Raw genomic sequence first — 16,497 nt, forward strand, 5'->3', positions numbered from 1 at the left:
CAACCATGTACAAGGCCGTCGGATCGCGCGGCTCCCGTGTCAGCCGGGTGCTCTGGATGCTCGAGGAGATCGGGCAGCCCTACGAGTTCGTCGAGGTCAAATTGCGCTCGCTGGAGGCCTATGCGCTCAACCCTTCCGGCAAGGTGCCGATCCTGATCGATGATGACCTCAAAATCACGGATTCGGCAGCGATCTGCGTCTATCTGGGGGACAAGCATGCGGATCGGGGCATGGGCGCCAATCCGGGCCTCGCCGGCCGCGCTGAGATGGACTCCTGGATGCATTTCGCCCAGAGCGAATTGGAAGCGCCGCTGTGGAACAAGCTGCGCCACCGCTTCCTTTTGCCCAAGGACGTGCGCGTCGATGTAGGCCCGGCCGCGGCCCATGATTTCGCATCCGAAATAAAGGCGCTGGACCGCCGGCTTGGCGACAGATCCTTTGCGTTGGGCGACCGGTTCTCCGCCGTCGATGTCCTGCTCGGCGACATGGGCGGCTGGGCCCGCGCCGGCCGTTTCCCGATCGACTCCGAACGGGTGAATGCCTATTTCGACCGTGTGCTGTCGCGACCCGCTCGTGCCCGCGCCCAAGCCACCGCATCGGCCCGAAAATCGGAACCGATTTTCGGAAAGCACGATGCGTCGATTAAAAAGTGTTAGAGCGTCCTTTGCGCGTCCAAGAGGACGCGCGGCGCTCTAATGGCGGAGCCATGAAATGAAGCTCAACATAAACACCGATTTCACGAAATTCCCGCGCGCCGTCTCGGTGCTTGCGGCCGGCGATCCGGCTTTGGCCACGCCCTACGACAAGGCCGTGCTTGCCCATGACGAGCGGCATCTGCGCCGCCGCGCCATCGAGACCGCGGCCGGCGACAAGGTGCTGGTCGACCTGCCTGAGCCGGTGACGCTCGGCAATGGCGACCGCCTGGTGCTGGAGGACGGCCGCCAGCTCGAGATCGTCGCAGCACCCGAGGAGGTCTACGACATCCGCGCCCGCGACGCGGTTCATCTTACCGAGCTCGCCTGGCACATCGGCAACCGTCATCTCGCGGCGGCGATCGAGGCGAACCGCATCCTCATCCTGCGCGACCATGTCATCAAGGCGATGCTGGAAGGTCTCGGCGCCACGGTGAGTGAGGTTCTGCTGCCGTTCAGCCCAGTGCGCGGCGCTTATTCCGGACATGGGCACGAGCACGGCCATTCGCATGATCACGATCATGATCACCATGACCATGATCATCACGACCACGACCATCACCACCATGGTCACCACCACCATCATGACTGATCAGCTTTCCAGCGTCGCGCTTTTGCGGCTGATGGCCTGGCTGTCACCGGCCTTTCCGGTCGGCGGCTTCGCCTACAGCCACGGCCTCGAGCGCGCCGTGCATGATGGACTGATCGCCGATCGGAAAGATCTCGCTGGCTGGCTGGAGACGCTGATCGAGATGGGCTCCGGCTGGAACGACGCCGTGCTCTTCGCAGAGAGCTGGCGGCGTGCGCGCGACGGTGGCGATCTCAACGAGGTTGTCGCGCTGGCCGAAGCGCTTGCCGGGTCCCAGGAACGCCACATGGAAACCATGCTGCAGGGCGCGGCCTTTCTCCAGGCGACGGCCGCCTGGTCGCCTCCGGTGTTGGGACGTCTGCCGGCCGACTGCCCCTATTGCGTTGCGGTCGGCGCTGTTGCCGGCAGCGGCGGCATCGACCTTGCGCAGGCGCTGTCTGCCTTCCTGCAGGCTTTTTTCTCCAATCTCGTGCAGGCTGCAATCAGGCTCGGCGTCGTTGGTCAAACCGATGCGGTCGCACTGTTAGCCGGCTTTGAAACATCGGCCATAGACATGGCTGCCCACGCGGCTGCCTCGACGCTTGACGATCTGGGCGGCGCGGCCTTCATGTCCGACATCATGGCGATGAGCCATGAAACGCAATACTCACGGCTGTTCCGCTCATGATCGTGCTTGCCGTCGTCCTCTCCTTCATCCTGCTCCTGATCACCACGCTGCATGTCTATTGGGGCATAGGCGGCATCTGGCCGGGCACGGACCAGGCCTCCTGCGCCCGCGCCGTCGTCGGCTTCCGCGGCGTCGACGAGATGCCTTCGACCGCCGCGAGCTTCGCGGTCGCCGCTTGCTTGGCGCTCGCGACGCTCTGGCCGCTGGCGCTCGCTGGCGAGTTCGCCACGCCCTTTCCACGGGAAGGCCTTGCGGCCACGGCGTTGATGATCGGCCTCGTCTTCCTCGGACGCGGCATTGTCGGCTTCACGCCCCGGTGGCGCAGGCTTGCGCCCGAACAGCCTTTCGCGCGGCTCGACCAGCGCCTCTATTCGCCGCTCTGCCTGTTGATCGGGTTGGGCTTCGCAGTCCTTGCCATCACGGAGTTTCCGGCATGACGTCGAAAAACGGTCCCCTTCGCATCGGCATCGGCGGCCCTGTCGGCTCCGGCAAAACCACGCTGACCGAAAAGCTCTGCAAGGCGCTGCGCGACGACTTCTCCATCGCCGTCGTCACCAACGACATCTACACCAAGGAGGACGCGATGATGCTCGCGCGGCTACAAGCATTGCCGGAAGACCGCATCGTCGGCGTCGAGACCGGCGGCTGCCCGCACACCGCCATCCGCGAGGATGCTTCGATCAACCTGCGGGCGATCGCCGAGCTGAACAAAAAATTCCCCGATCTCGACATCATCTTCATCGAATCCGGCGGCGACAACCTCGCCGCCACCTTCTCGCCCGACCTTGCCGATCTCACCCTCTACGTCATCTCGGTCTGTCAGGGCGAGGAGATCCCGCGCAAGGGCGGACCGGCCATCACCCGCTCGGATTTCCTCATCATCAACAAGAGCGATCTGGCGCCCTATGTGAACGTCAACCTCGACATCATGGAAAGCGACGCCGGTCGCATGCGCGGCAAGCGGCCGTTCGGCTTCACCGACCTGTCGCGCGGCAAGGGCTTGCAAGAAGTGGTCGATTTCATCGTCGCGCAGGGCGGGCTGCAGTCGGAGCGGCCTGCCGCCTAAGCCGCTGACCTACCAGTTTGCGGTTGCTGGCAGCGGCTTCGCACGGCATTCTCACCCAAACAGGAGGATTTTCGATGAGCCTTGCCCGCCTGCACAAGGAACCGCTGAGCAACCTGCCCTACTATGAGGAGCGGGTCGATCTTGCCGCCGCCTTCCGCTGGACCGCGCGGCTCAACATGCACGAGGCGGTGGCCAACCACTTCTCGCTGTCCGTCAACGACGACGGAACCAAGTTCCTGATGAACCCCAACCAGGTGCATTTCTCGCGCATCAAGGCGAGCGACCTGCTGCTGATCGACGCCAACGATCCCGAAACGCTGTCCGGTCCCAACGCGCCGGACCCGACCGCCTGGGGCCTGCACGGCGCCATCCATCGCAACGTCCCGCATGCGCGCTGCGCCATGCATGTCCATTCGATCCATGCCACGGTGCTTGCCTCGCTTGCCGATTCGACGCTGCCGCCGGTCGACCAGAACTCGGCCATGTTCTTCAACCGCCATGTCGTCGACGCCAATTATGGCGGGCTGGCTTTCGAGGAGGAGGGAGAGCGCTGCTCGCAGCTTCTCACCGACCCCAAGGTCAAGGTGATGGTCATGGGCAACCACGGCGTCATGGTCATCGGCGACAACGTCGCCGATGCCTTCAACCGCATGTTCTATTTCGAGCGCGCCGCCGAGACCTACATCAAGGCGCTGTGGACTGGCCGCCCGCTGCGCACGCTCTCCGACGAGATCGCCGAGAAGGCCGCGCGTGAGATGGACGATTACCCGGGCCAGGCCGAGCGCCATCTGGCCGAGCTGAAAGCGATCCTCGATGAGGAAGAGCCGGTCTACCGGAATTGATGCTGGCCCCTTCCTTCTCCCCCGGTTACGCTACGCTATGCACCATCATCTTCTGTGACTGGCGCGAGTGATCAGGCCGAGGCTTGATTGCCACGTGGTTCCCCCAATCCGTCGCTGCTTCGCAGCGCCACCTTTCCCCCCTCCGGAGGGAAAGGAAGGGAGCGTTGCTGGACGAGCGTTGACCGCAGGAAGCTTGACGCCTTTCCTCTACCCCGTCGATCGGGGGAGAGGTGGCTCGGCAAAGCCGAGACGGAGCGGGGGTCGACCAGCGCTACTAAGACAATGCATGCGCCAAGCAGCCACGCACGCTATCGCCAAAAGCCAGTTGCTTGGAAAGGTGTGCATGCCGTAGCCCGTTTCACGGGGAGAAGGTGCCGGCACGGATGAGGGGCAGCGCTGACGCTGCCTCAGAGTCCCAATTGCGCCCGCAACTCTTCAGCGCTGTTGATGACGATCGCTCCGGCCGGACCTTCCATCGGCGCCTCGGGCCAGAAGATCGTCTTCATGCCCGCCGCCAGCCCGGCCATGGCGCCGGTCAGGCTGTCGTCGACGGCAAAAGCATCCGCCGGATCCACGCCGGCGAGATAGGCGGCGCGCAGGAAGGGTTCGGGAAGCGGCTTGCCATCGATCACGTCGTTGCGGCTGACCGTCATCATGCCTGGATAGGTGAGGCCGACGGCGCGCAGATTGGCATCGACGATCAGCCGGTCGGAGTTGGACACCACCGCCTGCTCGACGCCGAGGGCGCGCAATTCGTTGAACACCTCGATCGCGCCGGGGCGTGGCTTCAGTGTTTCGGCCAGCGGCAGATAGTGATCGTATTTACGCACGATCCAGTCGTCGAAGGGCAGCGACAGGCCGAACTCGTCGCGCAGCATCTCGTAGACCGGCCATGCCGCGATGCCCAGCACGCGCTCGTGCAGGTCGACCGGCGGGGCGACGCCGACGCTGCGCAGCGCTGCCACAAGTGCTGCCTCGTGGAGCGGCTCGCTGTCGACCAGCGTCCCGTCCATATCCCAGAAAACGGCTTTCGGCGTCATGCGCGGCTCCCTTCGCCGATCCCCTTAAAGCATGTCTCCCGAAAGTGGTAACCGGTTTCGGGACAAAGACATGCGCAAAATAAAACACTAAAGCGCATGGAGCGAACCTGAAAGATCGCGACGCGCTTTAGTACGTTTCCCGGTGGAGATAAACCATCCCGCCGGCAAATGGTTGGGCAAGCGGCGGATCGACCCCTCGGGAGCCCTGCAACGCTTCCAAGCAATTGCTCTTTCGATAGACAATTGCGCGTTGGCGCAATCGCTGTAAGCTATGGCGCCCGTTTCAACATTCTTGCGGGCGGGGAGGCAGGACGTGAATTCGCGACAGGAAACCGGCAGCACAAGGTTGGACGACGCCGCGCGCGCCGGCTGGCTCTATTATGTTGCCGGCAACACACAGGACCAGATCGCCGCCAAATTAGGCATTTCCAGGCAGACGGCGCAGCGGCTGGTGTCGCTGGCCATGTCGGAGGGCCTGATCAAGGTGCGGGTCGATCACCCGATCGCCAACTGCCTCGACCTCGCCACACGGCTGAAGTCGCGCTTCGCGCTCGACCTTGTCGAGGTGGTGCCGAGCGATCCGGCTTCGAACTCGACGACGATCGGCATCGCCGAGGCGGCGGCGGCCGAGATCGAACGCCGGCTGCGCTCGGAGGCCCCCATCGTCATGGCGATCGGCACCGGGCGCACGCTGAAGGCGGCGATCGAGCAATTGCCGCCGATGGAATGCCCGCAGCACAAGGTCGTGTCCTTGACCGGCAACATCTCGCCCGACGGCTCGGCAGCCTTCTACAACGTCATCTTCACCATGGCCGACCGCGTCAAGGCGCGGTCCTTCCCGATGCCACTGCCGGTCATTGCGTCCTCGCCGGAAGAGCGCGAGATGCTGCTCAACCAGCCGATGATCCAGCCTACATTGGCGCTGGCGGCCGAGGCCGATGTCACCTTCGTCGGCATCGGCGACCTCGGGCCCAAGGCACCCCTCTATGAGGACGGCTTCATTTCCGAAAGCGAGTTGAAGGCGCTGCAGAAGGCCGGCGGCATCGCCGAAATCGTTGGATGGGTGTACGACCGGGAGGGTCGCATGATCGAGGGCATCACCAACGACCGGGTGTCCTCCGCCGCGCTGCCGTCGCGGGAGAGGTCGCTGGTCATTGCTCTGGCCATGGGCGAACGCAAGCTGCCGGGCATCCTAGCCGCCGTCAACCGCCGGCTGGTCAACGGCCTCATCACCGACGAACGGACGGCCGAAGCCTTGCTTGCCGGCTGATTGCCCATAAAAGGCGCCGGCTATTGCGAACGGCCGCGCGGATCGTTGCCGTCGAGAAAGCCCATGTCGCGCTGCAGATGCTCGGATAATTCCCGGGCATCGAGATAACCGCGCCGGCGGCTTGAAAACCTTGCAAATTCCCGCACGAGCGTGAAAAACCACCCTTGCGCCGGGGTGGAAAGGAGCTTTTCCTGAACCGTGACCATGATCGTCAGCCTTCGCAATGCTTGAACTGGATTGATCGTCGACCCCAAATATCGGGATGGCCGGTTCGTGCTTCCAATTAAACCTCGATCATGACCCATAAGGAGGCCTTATGCCCGATCTGAAGCCCCCGCAGCTTTCGCCGCTGCCGCCGCTGCAGGCGATCCGGGTGTTCGAGGCGGTGGCCAGGCACCTGTCCTTCACCAAGGCCGCGCAGGAGCTGGGCATGACCCAGGCGGCCGCGAGCTACCAGATCAAGCTGCTCGAGGAGCGGATCGGCGCGCCGCTGTTTCTGCGCCGCCCGCGGCAGATCGAGTTGACCGAGCCCGGCCAGCGCCTGGCGCCCGCCGTCAGCGAAGCCTGCGCCATCCTGGGCCAGGCCTATGCCGCGGCGCGCGGCGGCGCCGACGGCCTGCTCTGCATCACCACCGTGCTGACCTTTGCCTCGAACTGGCTGGCGCAGCATCTGGGCGCGTTCCAACTCGCCCATCCCGCACTTGCCGTGCGGCTCGACACGTCGAGCCGCCTGACCGATTTCGCGCGCGAGGATGTCGATCTCGCCATCCGTTCCGGTGGAGGCAAATGGCCGGGCCTGGAGGCGCATAAGCTGCTCGACGCCGATTTCACGCCGATGCTGAGCCCGAAGCTCGCGGCGAGCATCGGCGGCGTCAACGATCCGGCGGACCTGTTGCGCTTGCCGATCCTCGACCCCGGCGACATCTGGTGGATGCAATGGTTCGAGGCCGCCGGCGTGACCGGGCACGACCTCGCAAAACGGCCCGGCTCCAGCATGGGCGCGCAGGCCTATGAGGCGAACGCGGCCATGGCCGGCCATGGCGTGGCGATCCTGACCAGGGCGTTGTTCAAGAACGAGATCGCCGACGGCCGCCTGGTCCAGCCCTTCGACCTGGTCGGCGACGACGGCCATGCCTATTGGCTGGTCTATCCGACGGCGCGCCGCAACGTGCCGAAGATCCGCGCCTTCCGCGACTGGATCCTGGCCGAGATCGCCTGCCCGTAGCCCGCCCGCCCTTAGCTTCCTCTCCCAACATGCCGGCCGCATCGCTGGATCGGGTCACGTAACGTCATTTCTGCTGCGTTGCAGCATAGATTCAGGGTTGACATAATTCACGCCAAGTGAGTAATTGCCCATAGCCAAGGCAAATGCTCAACTTGGTTTATGGGAGGAATTTGATGAAACTTCGCACGCTCACCCTGGGCCTGTTGTCGGCCAGCGCTCTCGCTTTCGCCGCGCATGCCGAATCCATCACCATCGCCACCGTCAACAATGGCGACATGGTCCGCATGCAGAAGCTGACGGACGACTTCACCAAGGCCAACCCCGACATCCAGCTCAACTGGGTCACACTTGAAGAGAACGTGCTGCGCGAGCGCGTCACCACCGACATCGCCACCAAGGGCGGCCAGTACGACGTCATGACCATCGGCACCTACGAGGTTCCGATCTGGGCCAAGCAGAGCTGGCTCCTGCCGCTCGACAAGCTCGGTGACGACTACGACGTCAAGGACATCATCCCGGCCATTGCCGGCGGCCTTTCGGTCGACGGCAAGCTCTATGCCGCGCCCTTCTACGGCGAAAGCTCCTTCGTCATGTACCGCAAGGACCTGATGGAGAAGGCGGGCCTGAAGATGCCCGATGCGCCGACCTGGGACTTCATCAAGCAGGCCGCCGACAAGATGACCGACCGCGCCAACGGGGTGAACGGCGTGTGCCTGCGCGGCAAGGCCGGCTGGGGCGAGAACATGGCCTTCCTCACCGCCATGTCGAACTCCTTCGGCGCCCGCTGGTTCGACGAGAACTGGAAGCCGCAGTTCGATCAGCCCGAGTGGAAGAACACGCTGCAGTTCTATGTCGACCTGATGAAGGCCGACGGTCCGGAGGGCGCTTCGTCCAACGGCTTCAACGAGAACCTGGCGCTGTTCCAGCAGGGCAAGTGCGGCATGTGGATCGACGCCACCGTGGCGGCGTCCTTCGTCTCCGATCCGAAGGCCTCGCAGGTCGCCGACAAGGTTGGCTACGCGCTGGCGCCCGACAACGGCCTCGGCAAGCGCGGCAACTGGCTGTGGGCATGGTCGCTGGCGATCCCCGCCGGCACCCAGAAGGCCGATGCCGCAGAGAAGTTCGTCTCCTGGGCAACCAGCAAGCACTATGCCGAGCTGGTCGCCTCGAAGGAAGGCTGGGCCAACGTTCCTCCGGGCACGCGCTCCTCGCTCTACGCCAATGCGGAATACCAGAAGGCGGCGCCCTTCGCGAAGATGACGCTGGACTCCATCAACGCCGCCGACCCGACGCATCCGACCGTCAAGCCAGTGCCCTATGTCGGCGTGCAGTTCGTTGCCATTCCTGAATTCCAGGGCCTCGGCACCACCGTCGGCCAGCTCTTCTCGGCCGCCCTTGCCGGCCAGTCGAGTGTCGACGATGCGCTCAAGCAGGCCCAGGACGCAGCCACCGCGGCGATGACCGAAGGCGGCTACATCAAGTAAGGCTCCTCCCGGTGCCGAACGCCGGTCGCCTATCATGACCGGCAGGTGGCCGCCCGAAACCCAGTTCGGGCGGCCACCCTTCAAAATCGGGAAAATTCTGGCACAAGTCTGAAAATCCGGCTGACCTTGGGAGGGTGACCGTCATGGCTACTCAGCAAACCCGTTCGCTTGCCCGTTTCATGATGGCGCCATCGGTGATCCTGCTGTTCATCTGGATGATCGTGCCGCTGGCCTTCACGCTGTGGTTCTCGTTCCTGCAATACAATCCGCTGAACCCGATCCGCGACGGCTTTGTCGGTCTCTCCAACTACAAGCTGTTCTACGACAATCCGGCGTTCTTCGCCGCCATTCTAAACACCCTGACCATCGTCGTGGCGGTCCTGCTGATCACCATCATCGGCGGCATTCTTCTTGCGCTGCTGCTCGATCAGCCGATCTGGGGTCAGGGGATCGTGCGCATCCTGGTCATCTCGCCGTTCTTCGTCATGCCGCCGGTGGCGGCGCTGGTCTGGAAGAACATGATCATGCACCCGCAATACGGCGTCTTCGCCGACATTGCGCGCTTCTTCGGCGCCCAGCCGATCGACTGGTTCGGCCAGCACCCGCTGACGGCTGTGATCATCATCGTCGCCTGGCAGTGGCTGCCCTTCGCGACGCTGATCCTGCTCACCTCGCTGCAGTCGCTCGATGGCGAGCAGAAGGAGGCGGCCGAGATGGACGGCGCCGGCTTCCTCAGCCGCTTCATCTATCTGACGCTGCCGCACATGTCGCGCGCCATCACCGTTGTCATCCTGATCCAGACGATCTTCCTGCTCTCGATCTATGCCGAGATCCTGGTCACCACCAATGGCGGCCCGGGCTATGCCTCCACCAACCTGCCCTTCCTCGTCTACCAGAAGGCGCTGCTGGAGTTCAAAATCGGCCAGGCCTCCGCCGGTGGCGTGATCGCCGTCATTCTCGCCAACATCGTTGCCTTCTTCGCCATGCGCGCCGTCGGCAAGAACCTCGACAAATAAGGGAGGACAAGATGGCACGCGCAGTCACCACCCAGCACAAGACCATCGCCACGGCCGCGGCCTGGATCGTCGCGCTGCTGATCTTCTTTCCGATCCTTTACACGATCATCACCTCGTTCAAGTCCGAGCAGGAGGCGATCCAGGGCTTCGCCCTGATCCCATCCGGGACCTTCGAGAGCTATTCGGAGGTCCAGCAGCAGAGCGGCTACTTCAAGTTCTTCTTCAATTCGGTGCTGCTGTCGGTCGGCTCGACCATCCTGGCGCTGCTGATCGCGGTCCCTGCCGCATGGTCGATGGCCTTCTCGCCGACCAAGCGCACCAAGGACATCTTGATGTGGATGCTGTCCACCAAGATGATGCCGGCCGTCGCGGTGCTGTTCCCGATCTACCTGATCTTCCGCGACACCGGCCTGCTCGACAGCCGCATCGGCCTGATGGTCATGCTGATGCTGATCAACCTGCCGATCGTGGTGTGGATGCTCTACACCTATTTCCGCGAGATCCCGGGCGAGATCCTGGAAGCGGCGCGCATGGACGGCGCCTCGCTGTGGAAAGAGATCATCTATGTGCTGACGCCGATGGCCGTGCCCGGCATCGCCTCGACCATGCTGCTCAACATCATCCTCGCCTGGAACGAGGCGTTCTGGACCATCCGGCTCACCACCACCAATGCCGCGCCGCTGACCGCCTTCATCAGTTCCTTCTCCAGTCCGCAAGGCCTGTTCTGGGCAAAGCTTTCCGCGGCCTCGACACTGGCGATCGCGCCGATCCTGATCATGGGCTGGTTCAGCCAGAAGCAGCTGGTGCGCGGCCTTACCTTTGGCGCCGTGAAGTAACAACGCCCAAGCGGCGGACGACGAAGACCATCCCCGGGAGGAAGCCATGGGAAACATCACACTCAAGAACGTCTCCAAGTCCTTCGGGTCGACGGTGATCATTCCGGACATCGACCTCAACATCGAGGACGGCGAGTTCGTCGTGTTCGTCGGCCCATCGGGTTGCGGCAAGTCCACGCTGCTCAGGCTGATCGCCGGGCTCGAGGACACCAGCGGTGGCACCATCTCGATCGATGGCCGCGACGTCACCGGCGAGGCGCCGGCCAAACGCAAGCTTGCCATGGTGTTCCAGTCTTACGCGCTCTATCCGCATATGACGGTCGCCAAGAACATCGGCTTCCCATTGAAGATGGCCGGCGAGGACCAAGCGACCATCGACAAGAAGGTGAAGGATGCAGCACGCGTCCTCAACCTCACCAACTATCTCGAGCGTCGCCCCGGCCAGCTCTCCGGCGGCCAGCGCCAGCGCGTCGCCATCGGCCGCGCCATCGTTCGCCAGCCTTCGGCCTTCCTGTTCGACGAGCCGCTGTCCAACCTCGATGCCGCACTGCGCGGCACCATGCGGCTCGAGATCAGCGAGCTGCACCATCAGTTGAAGACGACGATGATCTACGTCACCCACGACCAGGTCGAAGCCATGACCATGGCCGACAAGATCGTCGTGCTCAACGCCGGCAATATCGAGCAGGTCGGCTCGCCGATGGAACTCTACAAGACGCCGAAGAACCTCTTCGTCGCCGGCTTCATCGGCTCGCCTAAGATGAACCTCATCGAGGGCGCGCCGGCTGACAAATACGGCGCCAAGACTATCGGCATCCGGCCCGAGCATCTCAACATCTCGACCACGTCGGGCGACTGGAAGGCGACGGTCGGCGTCGCCGAGCATCTTGGCTCCGACACTTTCCTGCACGTCCAGGCGGACGGTATCGGCACCGTCAATGTCCGCGCCGACGGCGAGGTCGGCGTGAAACACGGCGATACCGTCTACCTGACGCCTGACAAGGCCAAGCTCCACCGCTTCGGCGCCGACGGCAAGGCGCTGGCCCAGTGAGGATGGGACAGTGAGGCTGAAAGGCAAATCGGCGCTGATCACCGGATCGGCGCGCGGCATCGGCAGGGCCTTCGCCGAAGCCTATGCGCGCGAAGGCGCGACGGTGGCGATTGCCGACATCGACCTCGACGCGGCGCAAGCGACGGCGAAGGCGATCGGCCCGGCCGCTTACGCAGTCCAGCTCGACGTCACCGACTTGTCCTCGATCGAGGCGGCGGTGAAGGCGGTCGAGACCAGAACTGGCGGCCTCGACATACTGATCAACAACGCGGCGATCTTCGACCTTGCGCCGATCGTCGAGATAACCAAGGCGAGCTACGAAAGACTGTTCGCCGTCAATGTCGCCGGCACGCTGTTCATGCTGCAGGCGGCTGCCCGCTCCATGATCGCCGCTGGCCGGGGCGGCAGGATCATCAACATGGCGAGCCAGGCTGGCCGTCGCGGCGAGCCGCTGGTCGCCGTGTATTGCGCCACCAAGGCCGCCGTCATCTCGCTCACCCAATCGGCGGGCCTCGATCTCGTCAAGCATCGCATCAACGTCAACGGCATCGCGCCGGGCGTCGTCGACAGCGACATGTGGGACCAGGTCGACGCGCTGTTCGCCAAATACGAGAACCGGCCCAAGGGCGAGAAGAAGCGCCTGGTCGGCGAAGGCGTTCCTTACGGTCGCATGGGCAAGCCCGAGGACCTCGCCGGCATGGCGGTTTTCCTCGCCAGCGACGAGGCCGAATACATTGTCGCCCAGACCTACAATGTCGATGGCGGCCAATGGATGAGTTGACCGGGATGGGCTGAGGGGGAAGGCGCTTCTCTTCTTTCCTCCGGAGAAGACGCCATGGGGCGGGTGAGGGGCGGCATGCTGGAACACCAGGTGTTGCCCCTCATCCTCGCTCTCCCAAGGAGGCGTAAACAGTCGGGCTGCGGATCGGCCAAAGGGTAAAATGAGATGACCGTGAAACTCTCTTCCTCGAATCTCGCCAGGCTGCCGGCCAAGGTCGCCGGCCCGAAATACGATCGCTCCGCCCTGAAGGCGGGCATCGTTCATTTTGGCATTGGCAATTTCCACCGCTCGCACCAGGCGGTCTATCTCGACGACCTGTTCGGCACCGGCGAGGGCCATGACTGGGCGTTGATCGGCGCCGGCGTGTTCGAGGGCGAGAAGATCGGCCGTTCCAAGCTGCAGGAACAGGACTGGCTGACCACCGTCGTCGAGCAGGACCAGGGTCATATGAGCGCCCGCGTCACCGGCGCCATGATCGATTTCCTGATGCCCGGCGACGCGGCCGCGATCATTGACCAACTCGCCGATCCGGCGATCAAGATCGTCTCGCTGACCATCACCGAGGGTGGCTATTTCATCGACCCGGCCTCCGGCAAGTTCAACCCGGCCCATCCCGACATCGTCGCCGACGCCCAGCCGGGTGCTGCGCCGAAGACCGTCTTCGGCATCATCCTTGCCGGCCTGCTGCGCCGGCGCGCCGACGGCATCGTGCCGTTCACCGTCATGTCCTGCGACAACATCCCCCATAACGGCCACGTCACCTCCGACGGCGTCATCGGCCTAGCCAGGCTGATCGACGAGGATCTGGCGAAATGGGTGGAGGACAAGGTCGCCTTCCCGAACGCCATGGTCGATCGCATCACCCCGGCCACCAGCGACCGAGAGCGCAAGATCCTCGCCGACGATTTCGGGCTGGAGGACAATTGGCCGGTGTTCTGCGAGCCGTTCAAGCAATGGGTGCTGGAGGACCGTTTCACCGCCGGCCGCCCGGCGCTGGAAAAGGTCGGCGTGCAATTCGTCAAGGACGTCTCGCCCTACGAGCTGATGAAGATCCGCATCCTCAATGGCGGCCACGCCACCATCGCCTATCCGGCCGGCCTGATGGACATCCATTTCGTCCATGAGGGCATGCAGGAGCCGCTGGTGCGCGCCTTCCTGTCGAAGCTCGAGCATGACGAGATCATCCCGACCGTGCCGCCGGTGCCGGATACGGATCTGGAGGATTACTACCAGCTCATCGAACGGCGCTTCTCCAACCCCAAGATCGGCGACACCATCCGCCGGCTTTGCCTCGACGGCTCCAACCGCCAGCCGAAATTCATCATCCCGACGATCGCCGACCGGCTGAAGGCGGGCGAGGGCGTCGCCGGTCTCGCGCTGGAATCGGCCCTGTGGTGCCGCTACTGCTTCGGCACCACCGACAGCGGCGCCGTCATCGAGCCGAACGACCCGAGCTGGGACCGCATGCAAGCCACCGCGAAGGCGGCGAAGGGCGATCCGAAGGCCTGGCTGGCGATGGAAGACATCTATGGCGATGTCGGCCGCTCGCCCGTCTTCGCCGAAGCCTTTGCCCACGCCTTGAAGGCCCTGTGGGCGCACGGCGCGCGTGAAACCCTGACGCGTTACCTCGCCGGCACGCTCTGAAAGCGCCGGAAGCGACGGCCATGACGCCGGAACTGGTCATCTTCGACTGCGACGGCGTGCTGGTCGACAGCGAGGGGCTTTCGGTCTCGGCGCTGCTTGGCATGATCGAGCTCGCCGGCGGCACGGTGAGCGAGGACGCCGCCTACGAGCATTTCCTCGGCAAGAGCATGAAGAGCGTGCGCGAGATCCTCGGCCAAGAGTTCGGCCTCGAGATCAGCGACCGGCATCTGACCGCCATGCGCGTCGACCTGATGCGCAAATTCCGCGAGGAATTGAAGCCGATCCCAGGCGTCAAGGAGGTGCTACCGAAGCTCGGCCGGCCTTTCTGCGTCGCGTCGTCCGGCACGCTGGAGCGGATCCGCTACGCGCTCGACGTCACCGGCTTGCTTGCCTTGCTGGAGCCGCATCTGTTCAGCGCCAGCATGGTCAAGCGCGGCAAGCCGGCGCCCGACCTTTTCCTGCATGCCGCCGCCAGCATGCGGGCGCATCCGCGCAATTGCCTGGTGATCGAGGACAGCCCGGCCGGCGTTGCCGCCGCCCGCGCGGCGGGCATGCACGTTTTTGCCTTCACCGGCGGTTCGCATGCCTCCAATCCCGCCCTCAAGGCGCGGCTTGCGTCGACGGAACCGGACTTTATATTCGCTGACATGCTGCAATTGCCCGATCTGATTGCAGGCCTGGGAGCGAGAGAAAAAGCATCTTGACGAAGAGTTTCGTTTGCGCGGTCGATGTCGGCACCGGGAGCGCCCGCGCGGGCATTCTCGACGCGCGCGGCAACCTGCTCGGCCGCGCCGATCATCCGATCGCCATGCATCAGCCCAAGCCCGATCACGCCGAGCACGATTCGGAAGATATCTGGTCGGCGGTGTGCAAATCCGTGCGGTCCGCTCTGCAGAAATCCAGCGTCGCCGCTGGGGATGTCGCCGGCATCTCTTTCGACGCGACCTGCTCGCTGGTCGCGCGCGACAGGCAAGGCAGCCAGATCAGCGTCTCGGTCACCGGCGAGAAGCGTTGGGACACCATGGTCTGGCTCGATCATCGCGCCATCGCCGAGGCCGACGAATGCACGACGAGCGGTCACGCCGTTCTCGACTATATAGGCGGCGTGATGTCGCCGGAGATGGAAACGCCGAAGCTGATGTGGCTGAAGCGTTATCTGCCGAAGACATGGAATGAAGCCGGCTATCTATTCGACCTTGCCGATTTCCTGACCTGGAAGGCGTCAGGCTCGCTCGCTCGCTCGCAATGCACGCTGACGGCGAAATGGACCTATCTCGCGCATGAGGAAAAAGGCTGGCGGCGCGACTTCTTCGAGCTCGTCGGGCTCGGCGATCTTTTCGAGCACGGCAACCTGCCGGAAAAGGCCAGCTCCGTCGGCGCCGATATCGGCCCACTGACGGCCAAGGCCGCCGCCGAGCTCGGCCTCACCGAAAAATGTCGGGTGGGCGCCGGCGTCATCGATGCCTATGCCGGCGCGCTGGGCGTCCTTGGCGGCTTTGCCGGCGACGAGAAGGACATCAGCCGGCATTTGGCGCTGATCGCCGGCACATCGTCCTGCGTCATGGCGATGTCGCCCGACCCGCAGCCCTTTGCCGGCGTCTGGGGCCCCTATTACGGAGCGGCATTGCCGACGCTGTGGCTGTCGGAAGGCGGCCAGTCGGCCACCGGCGCGCTGCTCGACCACATCATCCGCTGGCATGGCGCCGGCGGCGAGCCGGACGCGGCCATGCATATGAAGATCGCGAGGCGTGTCGCCGAGCTGCGCGCCGAGGACGGCGACGCGCTGGCCGCGAGGCTGCACGTGCTGCCGGACTTCCACGGCAACCGTTCGCCGCTCGCCGACCCGCATGCGGTCGGCGTCATCAGCGGCCTGACGCTCGATTCCTCCTTCGACAGCCTGTGCAAGCTCTACTGGCGCACCGCCGTCGGCATCGCGCTTGGGGTGCGCCATGTGCTCGAGGCGCTGAACGAGAACGGCTATCTGATCGACACGCTGCATGTCACCGGCGGCCACACCAAGAACCCGCTTTTGATGGAACTCTACGCCGACGCCACCGGCTGCACCGTGGTCGAGCCCTTGGCCGACGAGGCGGTGCTGCTCGGCACCGGCATGGTGGCGGCGACTGCCGCCGGGATCTACCCTGACCTCAACGCGGCCTGCGTCGCCATGCAGCAAGGCGGCCGCACGCGCGCGCCCAACAAGGAAGCCGGCGCCCGCTTCGACCGCGACTACCGGATCTTCCTCGAGATGCACCGCCAGCGGCAGGCGATTGACGCGATCCGCTGACGCCGGA

18 protein-coding genes are annotated in these 16,497 nt (G+C 64.3%); 16 read left to right on the forward strand and 2 right to left on the reverse strand.

Annotation, left to right across the window (positions count from 1 at the left end):
- The first annotated feature begins 5 nt into the window (after positions 1-5).
- The 6 genes from FJ956_RS25390 (at position 6) to FJ956_RS25415 (ending at position 3,856) form a co-directional block, all read left to right on the forward strand.
- Entirely contained in the window at positions 6-656 is a 651-nt protein-coding gene (locus FJ956_RS25390; RefSeq protein WP_140682480.1) for a glutathione S-transferase family protein, read from the forward strand.
- A gap of 55 nt (positions 657-711) precedes the next feature.
- Positions 712-1,284, forward strand: a complete 573-nt coding sequence (ureE, locus tag FJ956_RS25395) for an urease accessory protein UreE (protein WP_140682477.1) — start codon at positions 712-714, stop codon at positions 1,282-1,284.
- Positions 1,277-1,948 carry an urease accessory protein UreF gene (locus tag FJ956_RS25400; protein ID WP_140682523.1) on the forward strand — a complete coding sequence of 224 codons (672 nt, stop codon included), beginning with the start codon at positions 1,277-1,279 and terminating at the stop codon, positions 1,946-1,948. The genes ureE and FJ956_RS25400 overlap by 8 nt, the downstream gene beginning before the upstream one ends.
- Positions 1,945-2,385, forward strand: coding sequence for a DUF3995 domain-containing protein (locus FJ956_RS25405; RefSeq protein WP_140682474.1), 441 nt, complete (start codon positions 1,945-1,947; stop codon positions 2,383-2,385). Before FJ956_RS25400 ends, FJ956_RS25405 begins: the two co-directional genes overlap by 4 nt.
- The gene (ureG, locus tag FJ956_RS25410; protein WP_140682471.1) at positions 2,382-3,014 is read left to right on the forward strand and encodes an urease accessory protein UreG; all 633 of its coding nucleotides are present in this window, start codon (positions 2,382-2,384) and stop codon (positions 3,012-3,014) included. The genes FJ956_RS25405 and ureG overlap by 4 nt, the downstream gene beginning before the upstream one ends.
- Positions 3,015-3,088: 74 nt before the next feature.
- Positions 3,089-3,856 carry a class II aldolase and adducin N-terminal domain-containing protein gene (locus FJ956_RS25415; protein WP_140682468.1) on the forward strand — a complete coding sequence of 256 codons (768 nt, stop codon included), beginning with the start codon at positions 3,089-3,091 and terminating at the stop codon, positions 3,854-3,856.
- Between the two features lie 407 nt (positions 3,857-4,263).
- On the opposite strand, the gene FJ956_RS25420 is transcribed toward FJ956_RS25415, so the two are convergent.
- Positions 4,264-4,896 (reverse strand): HAD family phosphatase, encoded by a 633-nt coding sequence (locus tag FJ956_RS25420; RefSeq protein WP_140682465.1) that lies wholly within the window; start codon positions 4,894-4,896, stop codon positions 4,264-4,266.
- A 313-nt stretch (positions 4,897-5,209) separates the two neighbouring features.
- Between FJ956_RS25420 and FJ956_RS25425 the strand changes: the two genes are divergently transcribed.
- A complete protein-coding gene (locus FJ956_RS25425; protein WP_140682462.1) occupies positions 5,210-6,166 on the forward strand; it encodes a sugar-binding transcriptional regulator in 957 nt (318 codons plus the stop codon).
- A 20-nt stretch (positions 6,167-6,186) separates the two neighbouring features.
- Here FJ956_RS25425 and FJ956_RS25430 read toward each other — a convergent pair whose 3' ends face one another.
- Positions 6,187-6,372: a hypothetical protein gene (locus FJ956_RS25430; protein ID WP_140682459.1), complete on the reverse strand. Its 186-nt coding sequence runs from the start codon at positions 6,370-6,372 to the stop codon at positions 6,187-6,189.
- Between the two features lie 110 nt (positions 6,373-6,482).
- Here FJ956_RS25430 and FJ956_RS25435 point away from each other — a divergent pair, with 110 nt between their 5' ends.
- The 9 genes from FJ956_RS25435 (at position 6,483) to FJ956_RS25475 (ending at position 16,490) form a co-directional block, all read left to right on the forward strand.
- The gene (locus FJ956_RS25435; protein WP_140682456.1) at positions 6,483-7,391 is read left to right on the forward strand and encodes a LysR substrate-binding domain-containing protein; all 909 of its coding nucleotides are present in this window, start codon (positions 6,483-6,485) and stop codon (positions 7,389-7,391) included.
- Positions 7,392-7,564: 173 nt separating this feature from the next.
- Positions 7,565-8,875 (forward strand): sugar ABC transporter substrate-binding protein, encoded by a 1,311-nt coding sequence (locus FJ956_RS25440; RefSeq protein ID WP_140682453.1) that lies wholly within the window; start codon positions 7,565-7,567, stop codon positions 8,873-8,875.
- Between the two features lie 143 nt (positions 8,876-9,018).
- Positions 9,019-9,891, forward strand: a complete 873-nt coding sequence (locus FJ956_RS25445; RefSeq protein WP_140682450.1) for a sugar ABC transporter permease — start codon at positions 9,019-9,021, stop codon at positions 9,889-9,891.
- 11 nt (positions 9,892-9,902) lie between these two features.
- Positions 9,903-10,727 (forward strand): carbohydrate ABC transporter permease, encoded by an 825-nt coding sequence (locus tag FJ956_RS25450; RefSeq protein ID WP_140682447.1) that lies wholly within the window; start codon positions 9,903-9,905, stop codon positions 10,725-10,727.
- A gap of 46 nt (positions 10,728-10,773) precedes the next feature.
- Positions 10,774-11,778 carry an ABC transporter ATP-binding protein gene (locus FJ956_RS25455; RefSeq protein WP_140682444.1) on the forward strand — a complete coding sequence of 335 codons (1,005 nt, stop codon included), beginning with the start codon at positions 10,774-10,776 and terminating at the stop codon, positions 11,776-11,778.
- A gap of 10 nt (positions 11,779-11,788) precedes the next feature.
- Positions 11,789-12,559, forward strand: coding sequence for an L-iditol 2-dehydrogenase (locus tag FJ956_RS25460; RefSeq protein ID WP_140682441.1), 771 nt, complete (start codon positions 11,789-11,791; stop codon positions 12,557-12,559).
- Positions 12,560-12,724: 165 nt separating this feature from the next.
- Positions 12,725-14,203, forward strand: coding sequence for a mannitol dehydrogenase family protein (locus FJ956_RS25465; RefSeq protein WP_140682438.1), 1,479 nt, complete (start codon positions 12,725-12,727; stop codon positions 14,201-14,203).
- A gap of 20 nt (positions 14,204-14,223) precedes the next feature.
- Positions 14,224-14,907 (forward strand): HAD family hydrolase, encoded by a 684-nt coding sequence (locus FJ956_RS25470; protein WP_140682435.1) that lies wholly within the window; start codon positions 14,224-14,226, stop codon positions 14,905-14,907.
- Positions 14,904-16,490: an FGGY-family carbohydrate kinase gene (locus FJ956_RS25475; RefSeq protein ID WP_140682432.1), complete on the forward strand. Its 1,587-nt coding sequence runs from the start codon at positions 14,904-14,906 to the stop codon at positions 16,488-16,490. Before FJ956_RS25470 ends, FJ956_RS25475 begins: the two co-directional genes overlap by 4 nt.
- The last annotated feature ends 7 nt before the right edge of the window (positions 16,491-16,497 follow it).

The organism is Mesorhizobium sp. B2-4-3, from assembly GCF_006442815.1.
In the GTDB taxonomy this organism is placed as follows: Bacteria; Pseudomonadota; Alphaproteobacteria; order Rhizobiales; family Rhizobiaceae; genus Mesorhizobium.